General features: G+C 68.3%; 18 protein-coding genes. 4 read left to right on the top strand and 14 right to left on the bottom strand.

Annotation, left to right across the window (positions count from 1 at the left end; all coding sequences use genetic code 11):
- Positions 1-49 precede the first annotated feature (49 nt).
- The 4 genes from IHD13_RS16510 to IHD13_RS16495 form a co-directional block, all read right to left on the bottom strand.
- Positions 50-628, bottom strand: a complete 579-nt coding sequence (locus IHD13_RS16510) for a hypoxanthine-guanine phosphoribosyltransferase (RefSeq protein ID WP_195862137.1) — start codon at positions 626-628, stop codon at positions 50-52.
- Between the two features lie 70 nt (positions 629-698).
- Positions 699-1715 (bottom strand): beta-N-acetylhexosaminidase, encoded by a 1017-nt coding sequence (gene nagZ, locus IHD13_RS16505; protein WP_195862136.1) that lies wholly within the window; start codon positions 1713-1715, stop codon positions 699-701.
- 66 nt (positions 1716-1781) lie between these two features.
- Positions 1782-2294 (bottom strand): L,D-transpeptidase, encoded by a 513-nt coding sequence (locus IHD13_RS16500; RefSeq protein WP_195862135.1) that lies wholly within the window; start codon positions 2292-2294, stop codon positions 1782-1784.
- A 3-nt stretch (positions 2295-2297) separates the two neighbouring features.
- Positions 2298-2954: a TetR/AcrR family transcriptional regulator gene (locus tag IHD13_RS16495; RefSeq protein WP_195862134.1), complete on the bottom strand. Its 657-nt coding sequence runs from the start codon at positions 2952-2954 to the stop codon at positions 2298-2300.
- A gap of 250 nt (positions 2955-3204) precedes the next feature.
- Between IHD13_RS16495 and lexA the strand changes: the two genes are divergently transcribed.
- Together lexA and dinB are read left to right on the top strand one after the other, a co-directional pair.
- Positions 3205-3852, top strand: coding sequence for a transcriptional repressor LexA (lexA, locus tag IHD13_RS16490; RefSeq protein ID WP_195862133.1), 648 nt, complete (start codon positions 3205-3207; stop codon positions 3850-3852).
- 6 nt (positions 3853-3858) lie between these two features.
- A complete protein-coding gene (gene dinB, locus IHD13_RS16485; RefSeq protein WP_195862132.1) occupies positions 3859-4902 on the top strand; it encodes a DNA polymerase IV in 1044 nt (347 codons plus the stop codon).
- A gap of 39 nt (positions 4903-4941) precedes the next feature.
- On the opposite strand, the gene IHD13_RS16480 is transcribed toward dinB, so the two are convergent.
- The 3 genes from IHD13_RS16480 to purU form a co-directional block, all read right to left on the bottom strand.
- Positions 4942-5526 (bottom strand): TMEM165/GDT1 family protein, encoded by a 585-nt coding sequence (locus IHD13_RS16480; RefSeq protein WP_195862131.1) that lies wholly within the window; start codon positions 5524-5526, stop codon positions 4942-4944.
- Between the two features lie 249 nt (positions 5527-5775).
- Positions 5776-6447, bottom strand: coding sequence for an energy-coupling factor ABC transporter permease (locus IHD13_RS16475; protein WP_195862130.1), 672 nt, complete (start codon positions 6445-6447; stop codon positions 5776-5778).
- 9 nt (positions 6448-6456) lie between these two features.
- Positions 6457-7311, bottom strand: a complete 855-nt coding sequence (gene purU / locus IHD13_RS16470) for a formyltetrahydrofolate deformylase (RefSeq protein ID WP_195862129.1) — start codon at positions 7309-7311, stop codon at positions 6457-6459.
- Between the two features lie 234 nt (positions 7312-7545).
- Between purU and IHD13_RS16465 the strand changes: the two genes are divergently transcribed.
- Positions 7546-9132 (top strand): ribonuclease J, encoded by a 1587-nt coding sequence (locus IHD13_RS16465; RefSeq protein WP_195862147.1) that lies wholly within the window; start codon positions 7546-7548, stop codon positions 9130-9132.
- Between the two features lie 84 nt (positions 9133-9216).
- On the opposite strand, the gene IHD13_RS16460 is transcribed toward IHD13_RS16465, so the two are convergent.
- From IHD13_RS16460 to mobA, 7 genes are all read right to left on the bottom strand, one after another.
- Positions 9217-9501, bottom strand: a complete 285-nt coding sequence (locus IHD13_RS16460; protein ID WP_195862128.1) for an H-NS family histone-like protein — start codon at positions 9499-9501, stop codon at positions 9217-9219.
- Positions 9502-9697: 196 nt separating this feature from the next.
- Entirely contained in the window at positions 9698-10690 is a 993-nt protein-coding gene (gene moaA / locus IHD13_RS16455; protein ID WP_195862127.1) for a GTP 3',8-cyclase MoaA, read from the bottom strand.
- Positions 10687-11142, bottom strand: a complete 456-nt coding sequence (moaE, locus tag IHD13_RS16450) for a molybdopterin synthase catalytic subunit MoaE (protein WP_195862126.1) — start codon at positions 11140-11142, stop codon at positions 10687-10689. The genes moaA and moaE overlap by 4 nt, the downstream gene beginning before the upstream one ends.
- Positions 11143-11144: 2 nt before the next feature.
- Positions 11145-11945, bottom strand: coding sequence for a cyclic pyranopterin monophosphate synthase MoaC (moaC, locus tag IHD13_RS16445; protein WP_195862125.1), 801 nt, complete (start codon positions 11943-11945; stop codon positions 11145-11147).
- Between the two features lie 13 nt (positions 11946-11958).
- Positions 11959-13206, bottom strand: a complete 1248-nt coding sequence (moeA, locus tag IHD13_RS16440; RefSeq protein WP_195862124.1) for a molybdopterin molybdotransferase MoeA — start codon at positions 13204-13206, stop codon at positions 11959-11961.
- On the bottom strand, positions 13203-13787 hold the full coding sequence (gene mobB, locus IHD13_RS16435; protein WP_195862123.1) for a molybdopterin-guanine dinucleotide biosynthesis protein B: 585 nt from the start codon (positions 13785-13787) through the stop codon (positions 13203-13205). Before mobB ends, moeA begins: the two co-directional genes overlap by 4 nt.
- Complete coding sequence (gene mobA / locus IHD13_RS16430) at positions 13774-14412, bottom strand: molybdenum cofactor guanylyltransferase MobA (protein WP_195862122.1); 639 nt, start codon at positions 14410-14412, stop codon at positions 13774-13776. The genes mobB and mobA overlap by 14 nt, the downstream gene beginning before the upstream one ends.
- A gap of 181 nt (positions 14413-14593) precedes the next feature.
- On the opposite strand from mobA, the gene IHD13_RS16425 reads away from it, so the two are divergent.
- Positions 14594-15175, top strand: coding sequence for a cupin domain-containing protein (locus tag IHD13_RS16425; protein ID WP_195862121.1), 582 nt, complete (start codon positions 14594-14596; stop codon positions 15173-15175).
- Positions 15176-15322: the final 147 nt, after the last annotated feature.

Genomic DNA, 15322 nt, shown 5'->3' with positions numbered 1-15322 from the left:
CGAGGCAAGACCTCGGAGGCGGTTTTTCTTCCAGCTTCAGGCTTGTGGCTTACAGTCCCTTCGGGGCAAAGATCCCCGGGGCGTTGCGCCAGTAGCCTTTGTAATCCATACCGAAACCGAATACGTAACGGTCCTCGACCTCGAGGCTGCAGTAGTCGGCGCGGAGTCCCGGCACCGCCTTGCGCTCGTGGGTCTTGTCCACCAGCACGGCGGTGGAGACGCTGGCCGCCCCCGCCTCGCGGCAGTAGTCGAGAATCGCCGCCAGGGTGGCGCCCTCGTCGAGGATATCGTCGACGATCACCACATGGCGGCCGGCCATGGGAATCTCCGGAGAGACCCGCCAGAACAGCTCGCCACCGCGGATCCCCCCCCGGTAGCGGGTGGCATGCAGGTAGTCCACCTCCAGGGGGAAACCCAGGCGAGTCAACAGGTGGCCGGTGGTGATCAGGCCACCGTTCATTACGCAGTAGAAGACCGGCAGCTTGTCGCCCAGGTCGGCGGTGATCTGCTCGGCCATGCGATCCAGGGCGCGTTCGACCGCTTCCTGGGTGATCAGGCAGTCGGCATCGGCCATCACATCGCGCATGGTGGTCAGGGATTCATGGTGCTCGGGGGCCAGTCGCGTCATGGGCTCGCTCTCGAAGTCGGCTAAGACGGCGACGCCGGATAAGCGCCGCCGGGGGCTAGTTAGGGGCCGGTCAGGATGGCTCGGCCAGGGATTCCAGCTGGGCATGAACCCGGCGCCAGCGGGACAGTGCCGGCAGGGCCTCGAGGCTGGGGCGGGCCCGGCAGTAGCGCAGCTTGGCCTGACGCTTGCAGGCACGTCCCTGGCAGGCGTCCAGCACCTCCAGGGCGGCGGCGCGATCATTGCAGATCAGCACCATGTCGCAGCCCGCCTCGAGGGCGGCCAGGGCCCGCTCGCCGGGGCTGCCGGCCACGGCGGCGCCGGCCATGCCGAGATCATCGGAGAAGATGGTGCCCTTGAAGCCGAGCTCCTCGCGCAGCAGGCCCAGCCAGCTGCGCGAGAAGCCGGCGGGACGCTCGTCGAAGGCGGAATAGACCACATGGGCCGGCATCACGCCGTCCAGCTCCCCGGCCAGTTCGGCGAAGGGCAGCAGGTCATGGGCCCGCAGCGCCTCCAGGGGGCGCGGGTCCACCGGGAGCTCCCGGTGGGAGTCGGCGGCGACGCCGCCATGGCCGGGGAAGTGCTTGCCCACGGCGACCATGCCCGCCTCGTGAAGCCCCTTGATAAAGGCCCGGCCCAGCAGGCTGACCACCTGGGGGTCGGCGGAGAAGCTGCGATCGCCGATCACCGCGGAGTCGCCGCCATCCACGTCCAGCACCGGGGCAAAGGAGAGATCGAGGCCGCAGGCGGCCATCTCCATGCCCAGTAGCCAGCCGGCATCCTGGCAGCGCTGCACCACGGCCTGCGGGTCCTCGGAGAAGCCCTCGGCGAGTCGCGCCATGGAGGGCAGCCGGGTCACGCCCTCGTGGAGGCGCTGCACCCGGCCGCCCTCCTGGTCGATGGCCAGCAGCAGGTCGGGGCGCAGACGGCGAATGGCCGCGCATAGCGCCTGGACCTGCCGGGCATCTTCGATGTTGCGGGAGAACAGGATCACGCCACCGACTTCGGGGCGCTTGAGCATGTCACCTTCCTCAGGGCGAAGCCGGGGGCCTTCCAGATCCAGCATCACCGAGCCGAGAGGTTGCGTCATGTTCATCTTCCTTGGCTGAAGAAGTGGGGCATTCTAGACCAATGCCTGTTGGGACAACAGGGGCTCTCAGTCGTGGAGCCACACCGGGGTGCCCGGCGGCGCCGCGGCGAACAGCGCCAGGAGATCGTCGTCACGCAGGCGGATGCAGCCGTGGGAGGCCGCCACGCCCATGGGTTGATCCGGCGGGGTACCGTGCAGATAAATATAGCGACGCTGGCTATCCACGTCGCCGCCGCGGTTGTATCCCGGCTCCAGGCCGCACAGCCAGAGAATGCGAGTGAGGATAGTGTCGCGGCCCGTCAGCGCCACGGCGGGGTCGTAGACCTCGCCGGTGGGTCGTCGCCCGCGAAACACCGTGCCCCGGGGCCGATCGGCGCCGATGGCGGCGCGGATATAGTGCCAGCCCAGGGGGGTCTGACCGCTGCCCTCCCGCTGGCCGTTACCGGCCACCCCGCTGGAGACGGCATGAGTCGAGACCCGCTCGCGGCCCCGCCAGAGGGTCAGGCACTGGGCGTCGAGATCGATCTCCAGCCAGGGAGCGCTCTGGGGCGGCAGGGCCTCGAGTCGTGGCGTGCGCATGGCCTAGGCCACCGACTCGGCGGGCTCGGGCAGGGGGGCCTGCATGGCCGCCACCACCACCGGGCGCATGCGGCGGATCAGGTCGCGCACCGTGACCTGTTCGCCATAGTCCTGCTCGGCGATATCGCGCAGGGCGTCGAGGCCGGAGAGGGTGAAGATCACGCTGCCCAGCACGAAGTGCAGCCGCCAGAAGCGCTCGGCATCCGGAAGCTGCGGAGTGGCTCGGCGCACCAGTTCGGTGAACCGGGTAAAGACGCCACCATAGTGCTCCTGGATATAGCGGCGCAGGTGGCCCTGGGCCTGGCTGTAAGCGAGCCCCAGCAGGCGCATGAAGACCTTGAGGCTATTGCGCTCGGCAGGCACCTCCAGGACGGTGCGGGCCATGGTCTCGAGCAGGGTCTCCAGGGGGATATCGCGCCCCCGGTACTCCTCCTCCAGCTCATCCAGGGCGGCGTGGAAGCGTTCGGTGAAGGGATCCAGGTAGCGGGCGAAGACCGCCTGGATCAGCGACTTCTTGGAACCGAAGTGGTAGTTCACGGCGGCCAGGTTGACCTTGGCCTTGCTGGTAATATTGCGTAGCGACGTCTCGGCGAAACCGCGCTCGGCGAAGAGCACCTCGGCGGTATCGAGAATACGGGTCACGGTATCGGCTTGGGCCATCGGGCAGGACTCCCCCGGGCCGTCTCCTCCGGGCCCTCGTCGAGGGCCGCTGGCGGCGGGGCTCCCGCCCCGGGATAAGACGGCTGTTTAAAACGTCATACCTTCGAGTAATGCCGGGATAGTGGCATAAAACCACGCAGTTTAAAACGCCGTTACCCTCAGGATACGCAGCATGGCGGCGTAATGCTTACTGTATGTAAAACCATGCTGTATACTTGAACAAACCCTTGAATACGCCGTGGAGCCCACCATGAGCCGCCCCCTTACCCCGCGTCAGCAGAACGTCTACGACTTTATCGTCAAGACCCTCAACGACCAGGGCTACCCGCCGACTCGCGCCGAGATCGCTCGGGCCCTGGGCTTCCGCTCCCCCAATGCCGCCGAGGAGCATCTGCGCGCCCTGGAGCGCAAGGGGGTGATCCGCATGGTGGCCGGCACCTCCCGAGGCATTCGTCTGCCGGCCCAGGAGAGCGCCGAGGCGGAGAGCGACGCCACGCCCCCCGGGCTGCCGATCATCGGCGAGGTCGCCGCCGGCCACCCCATCCTGGCCACCGAGCATATCGACCGCTACTGCCCCCTGCCGCCGGAGTTCTTTACGCCCCGGGCCGACTACCTGCTGCGGGTGCGCGGCCTCTCGATGAAGGACGTGGGCATCCTCGAGGGGGACCTGCTGGCGGTGCACCGCACCGAGCGGGTGCGCGATGGCCAGATCGTGGTGGCCCGCCTCGAGGACGAGGTGACGGTGAAACGCTTTCGCCGCCAGGGCCCCCGGGTCTGGCTGGAGGCGGAGAACCCGGACTTCGCCCCCATCGAGGTGGACCTGCGCAACGAGGCCCTGGAGATCGAGGGTATCGGCGTGGGCGTGATTCGCGGCGGCAATGGCCAGGCGCTGAACTAGGACGCCATGGCGAACCGCAAGATTCTCCACGCCGACTGCGACTGCTTCTACGCGGCGGTGGAGATGCGCGACGACCCCGCCCTGCGCCAGGTGCCGCTGGCGGTGGGCGGGAGTCACGAGCGGCGCGGGGTCATCGCCACCTGCAACTATGCCGCCCGGGCCTTCGGGGTGCGCTCGGCGATGCCCACCGCCCGAGCCCGGCGGCTGTGCCCCGAGCTGGTGCTGCGGGCGCCGGACTTCGAGCGCTACCGGGCGGTATCCCGGGAGATCCTGGCCCTCTTCCACGAGCTGACGCCCCGGGTCGAGCCGCTCTCCCTGGACGAGGCCTACCTGGATATCAGCAGCGTGACCCGCTTCCAGGGCAGCGCCACCTGGATGGGCCAGTGGCTCAAGGCGGAGTGCCTGGCCCGCACCGGCATCATCCTCTCGGTGGGCGCCGCCCCCAACAAGTTCCTGGCCAAGGTGGCCAGCGACTGGGACAAGCCGGATGGCCTGACGGTGATTCCCCCGGAAGCGGTGGAGGCCTTCGTCGCCGCCCTGCCGGTCGATCGCCTGCCCGGGGTGGGGCCGGCCACCGCCGCCAGGCTCGAGGCACTCGGCATCGACCGCTGCGAGACGCTTCGCACTCTGCCCCGGGAGGCCCTGATCGAGCAGTTCGGCAAGTTCGGCCAGCGCCTCTTCGAGCTCTGCCGGGGCCAGGACGAGCGCGAGGTCCGCCCCCAACGGGAACGCAAGTCAGTCAGCGTGGAGACCACCTTTCCCCGGGACCTGCCCGACCTGGCCAGCTGCCAGGCCGCCCTGCCCGACCTGGTGGCTCGCCTGGAGGCACGCCTGGCCCGCCACGGCCACCCCCCGCCGAGCCACGCCTTCGTCAAGGTGCGCTTCAATGACTTCAGCCTCACGACCCTGGAGGGCAGCGCCCCCTGGGAGAGCCTGATGAGCCAGGCCTGGGGACGCGGCGCTCGCCCGGTGCGCCTGCTGGGGGTCGGGGTGCGCCTGCGCCCGCCGGAGGCGCGGCGCCAGCTGCCCCTCTTCGACGAAGCCCCCTGAACAGACACCCGGCTCCCCGATCGCCCCCAAGCCACCGGCTCACGGGGCGACCAGCTCCCAGGCCCTCGCCTCCACCAGCACCACCCAGAGCCCCAGGGCGATAAAGAGCGCGCTGGCCAGCCGGTGCACCAGGCGGACCGGCAGCCGCTCGCTGAAACGCGCCCCCAGCCACAGCACCGGGGCGTTGGCCGCCAGCATCCCCAGGGTGGTGCCCAGGGTCACCGCCAGCACCGCTTCGAAGCGAGCCGCCAGCAGCACGGTGGCGATCTGGGTCTTGTCGCCGATCTCGGCCAGGAAGAAGAGCACGAAGGAGGTAAAGAAGACCCCATGGCCCGGGGCCCCGGCATCCAGGCCGTCATCGTCGTCGGGGCGCAGCAGCCAGAGCCCCATGGCGACACAGGCCAGCCCCACCGCCAGGGTCATCCACTGGGCATCGATCCAGCCGGTCAGGGCCGCCCCCACCCAGGCGGAGACACCGTGATTGATCAGGGTCGCGAGAAGAATCGCCCAGAAGATGGGCCAGGGTCGGGAGAAGCGCGCCACCAGCAGCAGGGCCAGAAGCTGGGTCTTGTCGCCGATTTCGGCGAGACCCACCGCCAGGGTCGAGGTGATCAGGGCTTCCAAGGAACAGGACTCCACGGCCGGCTCGGACAGACAGAACATGGTCGCCGCCGGCCTCGGAAGCGCCCATGTTCTGAGTCTCGTCGAACCACGCCGCGTGGTCGCCGGCACCATGGTCGAGGGCGACCAAAGCTGTTGATACCGGCCTTTCTCGAGCGTCGCCAGGGCGGCGACCGGAAAGTGACTACTCCCCCAAAACGCTTGTCACTATAACCACTTAGGCGATAATCGCCAAGATCTATTTGCCCACCCCTACTTGGTATCGATATAGCGGTGGCGATTGAAGGTGGCCACCCAGTCGGGATGATAGACCAGCATCAGGCTCAGCAGCATGCCGGTGATAAAGGCCTCGGAGGGCATCAGCAGCGGCAGGAAACGGACATACTCGGTGACCAGGAACCACGCCTCCGGATCGGTGGTGCCGAGCCCGACGATGGCCAGCACGCTGAGCCCTGCCGCCAGGGTGGCGAAGGCGGTGCCGAAGAAACCGCAGACGAAGAGAAACACCGCCAGGTTATCCGCCAGCCAGCGGTCCACCAGTCGCCAGGCCACCACCATCACCAGGGCCGGCACCACCCCGCTGACCAGCACATTGACTCCCAGCAAGGGCCAGGCCACCTTGCCCACCGCCAGCATGGCGACATTGACCGCCAGGTTGACCAGCAGCGCCAGGGGCGCCTTGAACATCAGCGTCAGCAGCGCCGTGAAGGTCAGATGCAGGGTCAGCCAGTCCACCGCCTGGGCGCGCAGTTGCCACATCAGCATCACCGCCACCGCCGCGGCCATCAGCCGATGCTGGGCGGCGGGCTCAGCGGAGAGGGCTCGCCAGGGGCGCTGGGCCAGCGCCAGGCCCAGCACCCCCGCCGACAGCAACCATCCGGTCACCAGCATCCAGGGGGCCAGCAGGATCTCGGCGAAGGTCATGGTGTCGCCTCAGGCGAAGACCACGGTCTTGTTGCCGTGGATCAGCACCCGATCCTCCAGATGCCAGCGCAGCCCCCGGGCCAGCACCGCCTTCTCCACATCGCGGCCGAAGCGCACCAGGTCCGCCGGGGTGTGGCAGTGGCTGACCCGGTGGATGTCCTGCTCGATGATGGGGCCGGCATCCAGCTCGGAGGTCACGTAGTGGCAGGTGGCGCCGATCAGCTTGACGCCCCGCTCATAGGCCTGGTGATAGGGCCTGGCGCCGGCGAAAGAGGGCAGGAAGCTGTGGTGGATATTGATCACCCGGCCGGCGTAGCGCTCGCAGAGCCCCGGCGGCAGGATCTGCATGTAGCGGGCCAGCACCACCGAGTCCGCCTCCGCGGCCTCCACCAGACGCTCCACTTCGGCGAAGGCGGCGCCCTTGTCGGCGGGGTCCACCGGCACATGGTGATAGGGAATGCCGTGCCACTCGACCAGGGCACGCAGGTCCTCGTGATTGGAGATCACGCAGGGGATCTCGCACTCCAGCTCACCGGCGGTCCAGCGATAGAGCAGATCCACCAGGCAGTGGGAGGCCTTGGAGACCATCAGCACCACCCGCCGGCGACGGGCGGTGTCGGTCAGCGCCCAGTCCATGGCGAATTCTTGAGCGATGGGGGCGAAGGCGGCGCGGAAGTCCTCGGCATCCAGGGGCATGGAGTCGGCCTGGATCTCGTAGCGCATAAAGAAGCGCCCGGTCTCGAGGTCCGAGTGCTGATTGGCCTCGGTAATGGAGCCGCCCTGGTTGGCGATAAACCCGGAGACCCGGGAGACGATCCCCACCCGATCCGGGCAGGAGACCACCAGGCGATAATAGTGCGACATGGAGAGGGTATCCGTCTTCAGAATCAAGCCATAGGAGGGGGCAGAGTGTACCCAATTCGGCGCCGACGGAACACGCCCGCCGCCCCCGCATTGTGGACCCCGCCGCCCTTCCCGTATGATGGGCGATTCCGTCAGATGATCGCCTTGCCCATGTCACGCCCTCGAGTCCAGATTCGCCCCCGCAGCCAGCCGCCCCTCTATTTTCTACCGCTGGGGGGCTGTGGCGAGATCGGCATGAATCTCAATCTCTACGGGCAGGACGGTCATTGGATCGCCGTGGACTGCGGCATGATGATCCGCCAGGACCTGCCCGATGCCCCGCTTCAGGTGCCTAACCTGGCCGCCCTGACCACCCTGGATATCCGCCCCCAGGCGCTCTACATCACCCACGGCCACGAGGACCATATCGGCGCCGCCGCCTGGTTGTGGCCCAAGCTCGGCTGCCCCATCTATGCCACGCCACTGGCCGCCGGCCTGCTGCGCGCCAAGTTCGTGGAGCAGAACCTGGCCTGCGAGGCGATCCGGGTCATCGAGCCGGGCGAGGCCTACGAGAGCGGACCCTTCACCCTGCGCCTGTTGCCCCTGACCCACTCGATCCCCGAGAGTTGCGCCCTGCTGATCACCACCCCCCAGCAACGCATCCTGCATACCGGTGACTGGAAGCTCGATCCGGATCCGGTGATCGGCGATCCGGTGGACGAGGCCCTCTACCGGGCCCTGGCCCCCATCGATCTGGTGGTGGGCGACTCCACCAATGCCCCCCTGCCCGGCCATTCGCGCAGCGAAGGCGAGGTGGCCGAGGCCCTGGAGCGCCTGCTCCCCACCTGCCAGGGCCGGGTGGTGGTGAGTTGCTTCGCCAGCAACCTGGCTCGAGTGCTCTCGGTGGCCCGGGCCGGGGCCCGCTGCGGTCGGCGCATCAGCCTGATGGGCCGCGCCATGGAGCGCATGGTGGGAGTGGCCCGGGGCCTGGGCTACCTGGACGACCTGCCGCCCCTGGTGCCGACCCGGGACCTGGGTTACCTGCCCCCCGAGGAGGTGTTGGTGATCGCCACCGGTAGCCAGGGAGAGCCCCGGGCCGCCCTGTCGCGACTGGCCCAGGGGCGCCACCCTCACCTCGAACTCTCCGCCGGCGATAGCGTGATCTTCTCCGCCAAGGCGATTCCCGGCAACGAGCGACTGATCGAACGCCTGCAGGGCGGCCTCAAGCGGCTGGGCGTGGCGATACTCGATGAGAGCGATCATCCGGAACTGCACGCCTCCGGGCACCCCGCTCAGGAGGAGCTCACCACCCTCTACGACTGGGTCAAGCCGCGGCGACTACTGCCGGTACACGGCGAACACCGCCACCAGGAGGCCCATCAGGCCCTGGCCGAGCAGTTGGGCATCGGCGCCCCGCTGATTCCCGCCAATGGCGACCTGATCCGCCTCGACGCCGAGGGACTCCATCGCGAGGCCCGCCACCCGGAGCCGCCCTGCCTGGTCCCCCAGCACGGCGGCCAACCCCGCCCCTCCAGGGGCAGCAACCCGCTGCCCTCACGTCGCCATCCTCCCCTGTTCCTGGCCCTGCCGGTGCTGCCCATGGAAGACCGGGGGTGGGCCCGGGTCGGCCGGTTGCTGCTGGACTTCCCCGACGCCTTGCCCCTGGACGAGAGTGCCTTCGGCGACTGGCTGGACGATCACCTGGCCCAGGCCAGGGGCGATACCCTAGTGGCCTTGCGCGGGGAACTGGAACCGGGATTGCTGCGCTATTTCGACCAGCACCTGCGCCGCCCCATCACCCTGCACCTGCAGCTTTTCGCCGCCGACCCCCTGGCCCCCTGAGGGTCATGAAACACCAAGAGGCGAGCCCTTGGGCTCGCCTCTTGATCCGACTGATCCGACGCTTGACGCTCGACCGGGCAGGACTCAGGACCCCTTCTTCTTGGGGGGACGGCCACGGCGCTTGGGCTGCTCGGAGACCAGATCCTCCAGGGAAAGCCCCGCCTCGTTGATCGCCTCACGAATCTCGGCCAGCTTACGCTCCTTCATCGCCTCTTCCTGCTGACGACGCACCTCATCCTGCTGCTTCTGCTCGATGACCTCGCCGATCACTTCGGCCAACTTGTGCAGTTGCTCCGTGCTGAGCTGACGCGCCGCGGCACGAGCGACATTCTTGTTACGCGCGATTCTCTCCAGAGATTCGACGGACATTGGCCTCCTCCACTTCAGGAATCCGGGTTGAATTTGCAGCCTTACTGAATTCGAAGTATATGCACCCACGGCGGTTTAGCAAGCAGGATGACCGTGAAAAGGCCCCCCATGACAGAGAGAAATTCCTCTGCTCGGGAGACGAAAAAGGGAGGCCTTGGCCTCCCGATCTCCCGCACCCGGTGACGGGTCGACGCCCTTAGCCACCGGTCATATTCATGAACCGTACCACCTGGACATCCCCATCGGTGGTGAAGTGATGGCGCTCCGGCTTCAACGGCATGGCGTCGACGATAGCCGCCTTGAGCCGCTCCAGATCACCGGGATAACGACGCAGGACGGCACGGAGATCCACCGAGTGTTCATTGCCCAGGCACAGCAGCAAGCGCCCCTCCACCGTGACCCTCACCCGGTTGCAGCTGGCGCAGAAGTTGTGGCTGTGAGGCGAGATGAAACCGATACGGCTGGCATGGTCGGCCATGCGGAAATAGCGCGAGGGGCCCGGCGTGGTCTCGGGCGTCGGCGCCAGGGAATAGCGGGCCTCGATCAGCGCCTGCACCTCGTCACTGGAGCAGTAGGTCTCCTCACGGCCATGGTCGGAGACCTGCCCCAGGGGCATCTCCTCGATAAAGCTGATATCCAGCGCCTCGCGGCGGGCGAACTCGACCAGGTCGAGCACCTCGTCGTCGTTGCGTCCCTTGAGGATCACCGCATTGAGCTTGATCCTCTCGAAACCGGCATCCTGGGCGGCATGAATGCCGTCGATCACCTTGTGCAGGTCGCCGGTGCGCGTCAGGTGCCGAAACTTGTCGGCATCGAGGGAATCGAGGCTGATGTTGAGTCGCCCCAGGCCGCCATGCCGCAGGGCCGGCGCCCGCTTGCGCAGGCCCGCCCCATTGGTGGTCATGGCAAAGTCCCGAAGACCATCCAGGCCCCCCACTTCCGTTACCAGCGACTCGATGCCGCGACGCACCAGAGGCTCGCCGCCGGTGAGACGAATCTTGGCCACCCCCAGCTCGACGAAGGCTCGGGCCACCTGGGCCAGCTCCTCCAGGGTCAGCACCTGGGCCCGGGGCAGGAAGGTCATCTCCTCGCTCATGCAATAGACGCAGCGAAAATCGCAGCGATCGGTCACCGAGAGACGCACATAATCGACCCGGCGGCCGAAGTCATCGATCAGGGATGGGGTCATGTCGTCTCCTCCCAGCGCTGGGCATCCTGGTGGTCGCTGGCGCGTTCGGCCACCCAGTAGTGGCCGCTGGCGGTGTGTTCCTTCTTCCAGAAAGGTGCCCGGGTCTTGAGGTAGTCCATGATGAAGTCGCAGGCCTCGAAGGCGGCACGCCGGTGAGCGCTGGCCACCACCACCAGCACGATGGAATCCCCCGGCGTCAGGTGCCCCACCCGGTGGATCAGGCGCACCCCCTGCAGGGGCCAGCGCGCCTCGGCCTCGGCGACGATCTCGCCCAGGGCGGCCTCGGTCATGCCCGGGTAATGCTCGAGGGTCAGCCCCTCCACCTCGGGCCGCTCGTTGAAGTCGCGCACTCGCCCCACGAAACTGACCAACGCGCCGATATCGGTTCGCCCCGCGCTCAGGGCATTCATTTCGGCCCCGGCATCGAAGGGGCCCTGCTGCACGCGGATCATCGTCACCCTCCCGTGACCGGTGGGAAGAAGGCCACCTCGTCGCCCTCGGTCAAGGGGGTCTGATCGCCCCCCATCACCTGATTGATGGCGCACAGGATACGCGCCTCCCTGAGCAGGGCGAAGGAGGCATCGCGGGCCTCGAGGGCCGCCTTGAGCCCCGCCACATCGGCACTGGGCAGGGCCTCCAGGGGAATCTCCAGCTCGCTGAGGCTGAGCCGCTCACGCAACTCCGCCAGGCACTTCACCCGCAGCAGGCTTCCCTGGGCCGCCTCGCCGAGGGCCACCACCCCGGGCGCATTGGTACCGGTGACGATGGGCGTCGGCGGCGTCACCCCACGACGATAGTCGCCGGACTGCCCGCCGCTCTTCGATTCCAGGCGCACCGCCTCGATCTGCATCGCCTTGTCCACCGCCTTGCACATGTCGTAGAGGGTCAGGCACGCCACCGAGACCGCGGTCAGCGCCTCCATCTCCACCCCGGTGCGACCATTGAGGCGGCACAACGCGCTCACCTCCACGCAGGAGGCCGCCTCGTCCAGGCGAAAGTCGACGACCACCTTGGAGAGCGGCAACGCATGACAGAGCGGAATCAGCTCGTGGGTACGCTTGGCGGCCTGGATGCCGGCGATGCGCGCGGTGGCCAGGACATCGCCCTTGGGCAAGCCCCCCTCCGCCAGCAGCGCCAGGGTCTCCGGCTTCATGGTGATGCGCCCGCTGGCGACCGCCTCGCGGCGGGTCTCGCCCTTGTCGGCCACGTCCACCATATGGGCTTCGCCGCGGGCATTGAGATGGGTCAGGCTCATGGCTGTATCCTGTCTAGCTGAAATCGTTGAGGAGTTGCAGGGTCACCGGCTCGCCCTCGGCCACCCCCTGGCGTTCGGCGTCCACCTCGATCAGGCAGTCGGCAAGCACCATGGAGGTGAGGATGCCCGACCCCTGGCGACCGGTGGGCCTCACCCAGAGCCGCCCCTCCCTATCACTGTGGTAGGTCCCGCGCAGGTAGTCGACCCGGCCGACACGACTGACCAGCGGTTCGGCGGCCAGGGCGGTGAGACGCCGCGGCTGCCATTCGGGCTGCCCCATCAGTCGACGCAGCACCGGCTGCACGAACTGCAGGAAGGTGACCATCACCGCCACCGGGTTGCCGGGCAGGCCGAAGAAGGGGGTACGCCCTTCCCCCAGCCAACCGCAGGCCAGGGGACGCCCCGGACGCATGGCGATACGCCAGAACCCCAGCTCGCCCACCTCGGCCAGGGCCGCCTTGATCCAGTCGGCCTGCCCCACCGAAACGCCACCGCTGGTAATCACCATATCGGCGTCCTGCGCCGCTTGCCGCAGAGCACCGACGACCGTCTCCCGGTCATCCGGCAGGATCCCCAGGTCGATCACCTGGCAGCCCAGGGCCTGTAGCAGGCCACGCAGCGAGTAACGATTGGCATCATAGATACCCGCCGCCGGCAGCGGCGCCCCCGGGGCCGTGACCTCATCGCCACTCGAGAAGATCGCCACCCGCGGGCGACGGTGGACCCGCGCCCCGGTCAAGCCCAGGGAAGCCAGCAGGCCCAACTGCGCCGCCCCCAGCCGGGTCCCGGCGGCCAGGGCCTGGCTGCCCCGGGCCACGTCCTCGCCGGCCCGGCGCACATGCTGGCCGCGGCGCACGGTTTCGGGGCGCGATACCTGCACCTGGCCGGCACCGGGGAACGCCAACTGTTCCTGCATGATCACCGTATCGGCACCTTCGGGCAGCGGCGCTCCGGTGGTGATGGTCACCGCCTCCCCGGCGGCCAGGGGGCGATCGAGCCGGCCACCGGCCAGCACGCGCCCGACCAGGGCCAGCGCCGCCACCGGCTGCGGCCAGGCCAGGGCGATCCCGTCCATGGCCGCGTTGGTGTTCTGGGGCACATCGATCGGCGAATGGACCGCCTCCGCCAGCACCCGGCCCGACAGCTCGGCCAGGGGACACGCCTCGATCGCCAGGGGCTCGCCGACCAGGCCGGCGAGATGCCGCTGCGCCTCGGCCACCGAGAGCATTCGCTCACCGAGATCGAAACAGGAGAGCGTCATGCCGGCCCCTCCTCGCACCGCGGCCGAAAGACCGCGGGCCAGCGCCCCGGCCAGGCCGCCACCCAGTCGACCAGGGCCGCATGGTCGTTGAGGTCCAGGCCCACGACCCCTTCCGGCAGGGTCAGGGGCGAGGGACTGGCCACCGCCTGGACCCAGGGGTCCTGCGGCGCCAGCAGCGGCTTGCCGAGCTCGGCGCGGTGCAACTCCAGCTTGGGCAGCGGCCAGGCCTTGAAGCCCTCCACCAGCACCAGGTCGGGCCGACGCGGCCGCAGCAGCTCGATCAGCTCGGGCAGGTCGGGATCCTCCTCGCCGGGGGCTTCGAACATCAGGGCCACCCGACGCCGGGAGGCCACCAGCATGGGGGCGGCGCCGGCCTGGCGCAGGCGATGGCTGTCCTTGCCGGGGCGATCCACCTCGAAATCATGGTGGGCATGCTTGATCACCGCCACCCTGAGGCCGCGCTCGGCCAGGCGCGGCAGCAGCGCCTCCAGCAGGGTGGTCTTGCCGGTGCCGCTCCAGGCGGCGATGCCCAGCAGCGGCAGTGTCTCGCCCCTCAGGGCGCCTTGTTCACCCCCCGTCATGGGCAACCTCCCCGCCGGGTGCAGAGAGTCGCGCCTCGAGGCGACGCTTCTCCTCCTCGGTATTGAGGTTGGCGAAGGCCTCGGGGACATCGGCGAAATCGACCCGGGCCCAGGCATGGCGCGCGTACCAGCGATCGATCTTGCGTTCCCCGCCGACCAGCGCCTGGCCCAGGTCCTCGGCCAGGTCACGGCGAATCAGCGCCACCACCGGATGGTCACGCTCGCCATCATGGGCGGTAGCGATGGCCGCCTCCCCGCGCCCGGCCCAGAGCCGGTCGAGCAGGTCCAGCGGCAGGCCGGGGCTGTCGCAGGGCACGACCAGCACCCAAGGGGTGGTGGCGGCGCAGAGCCCGCTCCAGATGCCCATCAAGGGCCCCTGGTAGCCCGTCTCCCGATCCGGGATCACCCGGTCGGCCCAGGGGGCGTAGGCCTCCCGGTGACGATTGGCGTTGATCAGCAACTCCGCCACTCGCCCCGCCAGGGGCCGGCGGGCATGGCTCACCAGGGGACGGCCGGCGAAATCGACCAACCCCTTGTCGACACCGCCCATGCGGCGCCCCTGCCCCCCGGCCAGGATCAGGCCGGTGACGAGGTGACGAGGCACTGCCTGCGAAAACTTGTCCATTTGGTCAACTTAGCATCCACGAAGTATTCTGGCTAGCTCCAGCGTACCCCATGGTTTCCAGGGACTCACCTCCAAAGACGACTTTCACCGTGAAATCCGCGCGCTGCGAGCCGCGGCTTAAGTTCATGGGCGGAAGCGGGTATGCTATGTCAAAGATCTTCAACATAAGGACCGGGACCCCATGGGTGGATTCGACGTCGGTGAACGTCTCAAGCAACTGCGCCTGGCACGCCAGCTCTCCCAGCGCGAGCTGGCCAAGCGAGCCGGGGTGACCAACAGCACCATCTCCCTGATCGAGCAGAACAGCGTCAGCCCCTCGGTGAGCTCCTTGAAGAAGATTCTCGATGCGCTACCGGTCTCGATCAGCGAGTTTTTCGCCGGCGAAGGGCTCAGCCAGGAGCAGGTCTTCTATCGCGCCGAGGAGTTGACCGAGATCGGCGACGGCACCCTCTCCTGGAAACTGGTGGGCGCCCGCCGCCCCAATCGCAGCATGTCGATCATCCATGAGCACTACCCCCCCGGCGCCGATACCGGCGAGGAGATGCTCGAGCACGAGGGGGAGGAAGGCGGCGTGATCATCTCCGGCACCATCGAACTCACCGTGGGGAACGAGGTGCAGCTATTGACCGCCGGCGACGCCTACTATTTCGACTCGCGGCTGCCCCACCGCTTCCGCAATATGAGCGACAACGAGTGCGTGATCGTCAGCGCGAACAACCCGCCCTCCTTCTCCGACGGCGGCACCGAGCAGCACCACGCCTGAGCCCGGTAGCATCGGCGGTACCGCACTGAATCAGCGCCGCTAGCACAAGCCCGCCGCCCTCCTTCTCCGACGGCGGCACCGAGCAGCACCACGCCTGAGCCCGGTAGCATCGGCGGTACCGCGCTGAATCAGCGCCGCTAACACAAG

It is taken from the genome of Halomonas sp. 328 (assembly GCF_015645095.1).
GTDB lineage: Bacteria > Pseudomonadota > Gammaproteobacteria > Pseudomonadales > Halomonadaceae > Bisbaumannia.
Note: the sequence above shows the minus strand (reverse complement) of the source record. Positions and strands in the feature narration are given on the sequence as shown.

Excerpts from the sequence above, each read along its gene's own strand:
- IHD13_RS16510 (WP_195862137.1), bottom strand. The coding sequence starts at position 628 with ATGACGCGACTGGCCCCCGAGCACCATGAATCCCTGACCACCATGCGC.
- nagZ (WP_195862136.1), bottom strand. The coding sequence starts at position 1,715 with ATGACGCAACCTCTCGGCTCGGTGATGCTGGATCTGGAAGGCCCCCGG.
- IHD13_RS16500 (WP_195862135.1), bottom strand. The coding sequence starts at position 2,294 with ATGCGCACGCCACGACTCGAGGCCCTGCCGCCCCAGAGCGCTCCCTGG.
- IHD13_RS16495 (WP_195862134.1), bottom strand. The coding sequence starts at position 2,954 with ATGGCCCAAGCCGATACCGTGACCCGTATTCTCGATACCGCCGAGGTG.
- lexA (WP_195862133.1), top strand. The coding sequence starts at position 3,205 with ATGAGCCGCCCCCTTACCCCGCGTCAGCAGAACGTCTACGACTTTATC.
- dinB (WP_195862132.1), top strand. The coding sequence starts at position 3,859 with ATGGCGAACCGCAAGATTCTCCACGCCGACTGCGACTGCTTCTACGCG.
- IHD13_RS16475 (WP_195862130.1), bottom strand. The coding sequence starts at position 6,447 with ATGACCTTCGCCGAGATCCTGCTGGCCCCCTGGATGCTGGTGACCGGA.
- purU (WP_195862129.1), bottom strand. The coding sequence starts at position 7,311 with ATGTCGCACTATTATCGCCTGGTGGTCTCCTGCCCGGATCGGGTGGGG.
- IHD13_RS16465 (WP_195862147.1), top strand. The coding sequence starts at position 7,546 with ATGAATCTCAATCTCTACGGGCAGGACGGTCATTGGATCGCCGTGGAC.
- IHD13_RS16460 (WP_195862128.1), bottom strand. The coding sequence starts at position 9,501 with ATGTCCGTCGAATCTCTGGAGAGAATCGCGCGTAACAAGAATGTCGCT.
- moaA (WP_195862127.1), bottom strand. The coding sequence starts at position 10,690 with ATGACCCCATCCCTGATCGATGACTTCGGCCGCCGGGTCGATTATGTG.
- moaE (WP_195862126.1), bottom strand. The coding sequence starts at position 11,142 with ATGATCCGCGTGCAGCAGGGCCCCTTCGATGCCGGGGCCGAAATGAAT.
- moaC (WP_195862125.1), bottom strand. The coding sequence starts at position 11,945 with ATGAGCCTGACCCATCTCAATGCCCGCGGCGAAGCCCATATGGTGGAC.
- moeA (WP_195862124.1), bottom strand. The coding sequence starts at position 13,206 with ATGACGCTCTCCTGTTTCGATCTCGGTGAGCGAATGCTCTCGGTGGCC.
- mobB (WP_195862123.1), bottom strand. The coding sequence starts at position 13,787 with ATGACGGGGGGTGAACAAGGCGCCCTGAGGGGCGAGACACTGCCGCTG.
- mobA (WP_195862122.1), bottom strand. The coding sequence starts at position 14,412 with ATGGACAAGTTTTCGCAGGCAGTGCCTCGTCACCTCGTCACCGGCCTG.
- IHD13_RS16425 (WP_195862121.1), top strand. The coding sequence starts at position 14,594 with ATGGGTGGATTCGACGTCGGTGAACGTCTCAAGCAACTGCGCCTGGCA.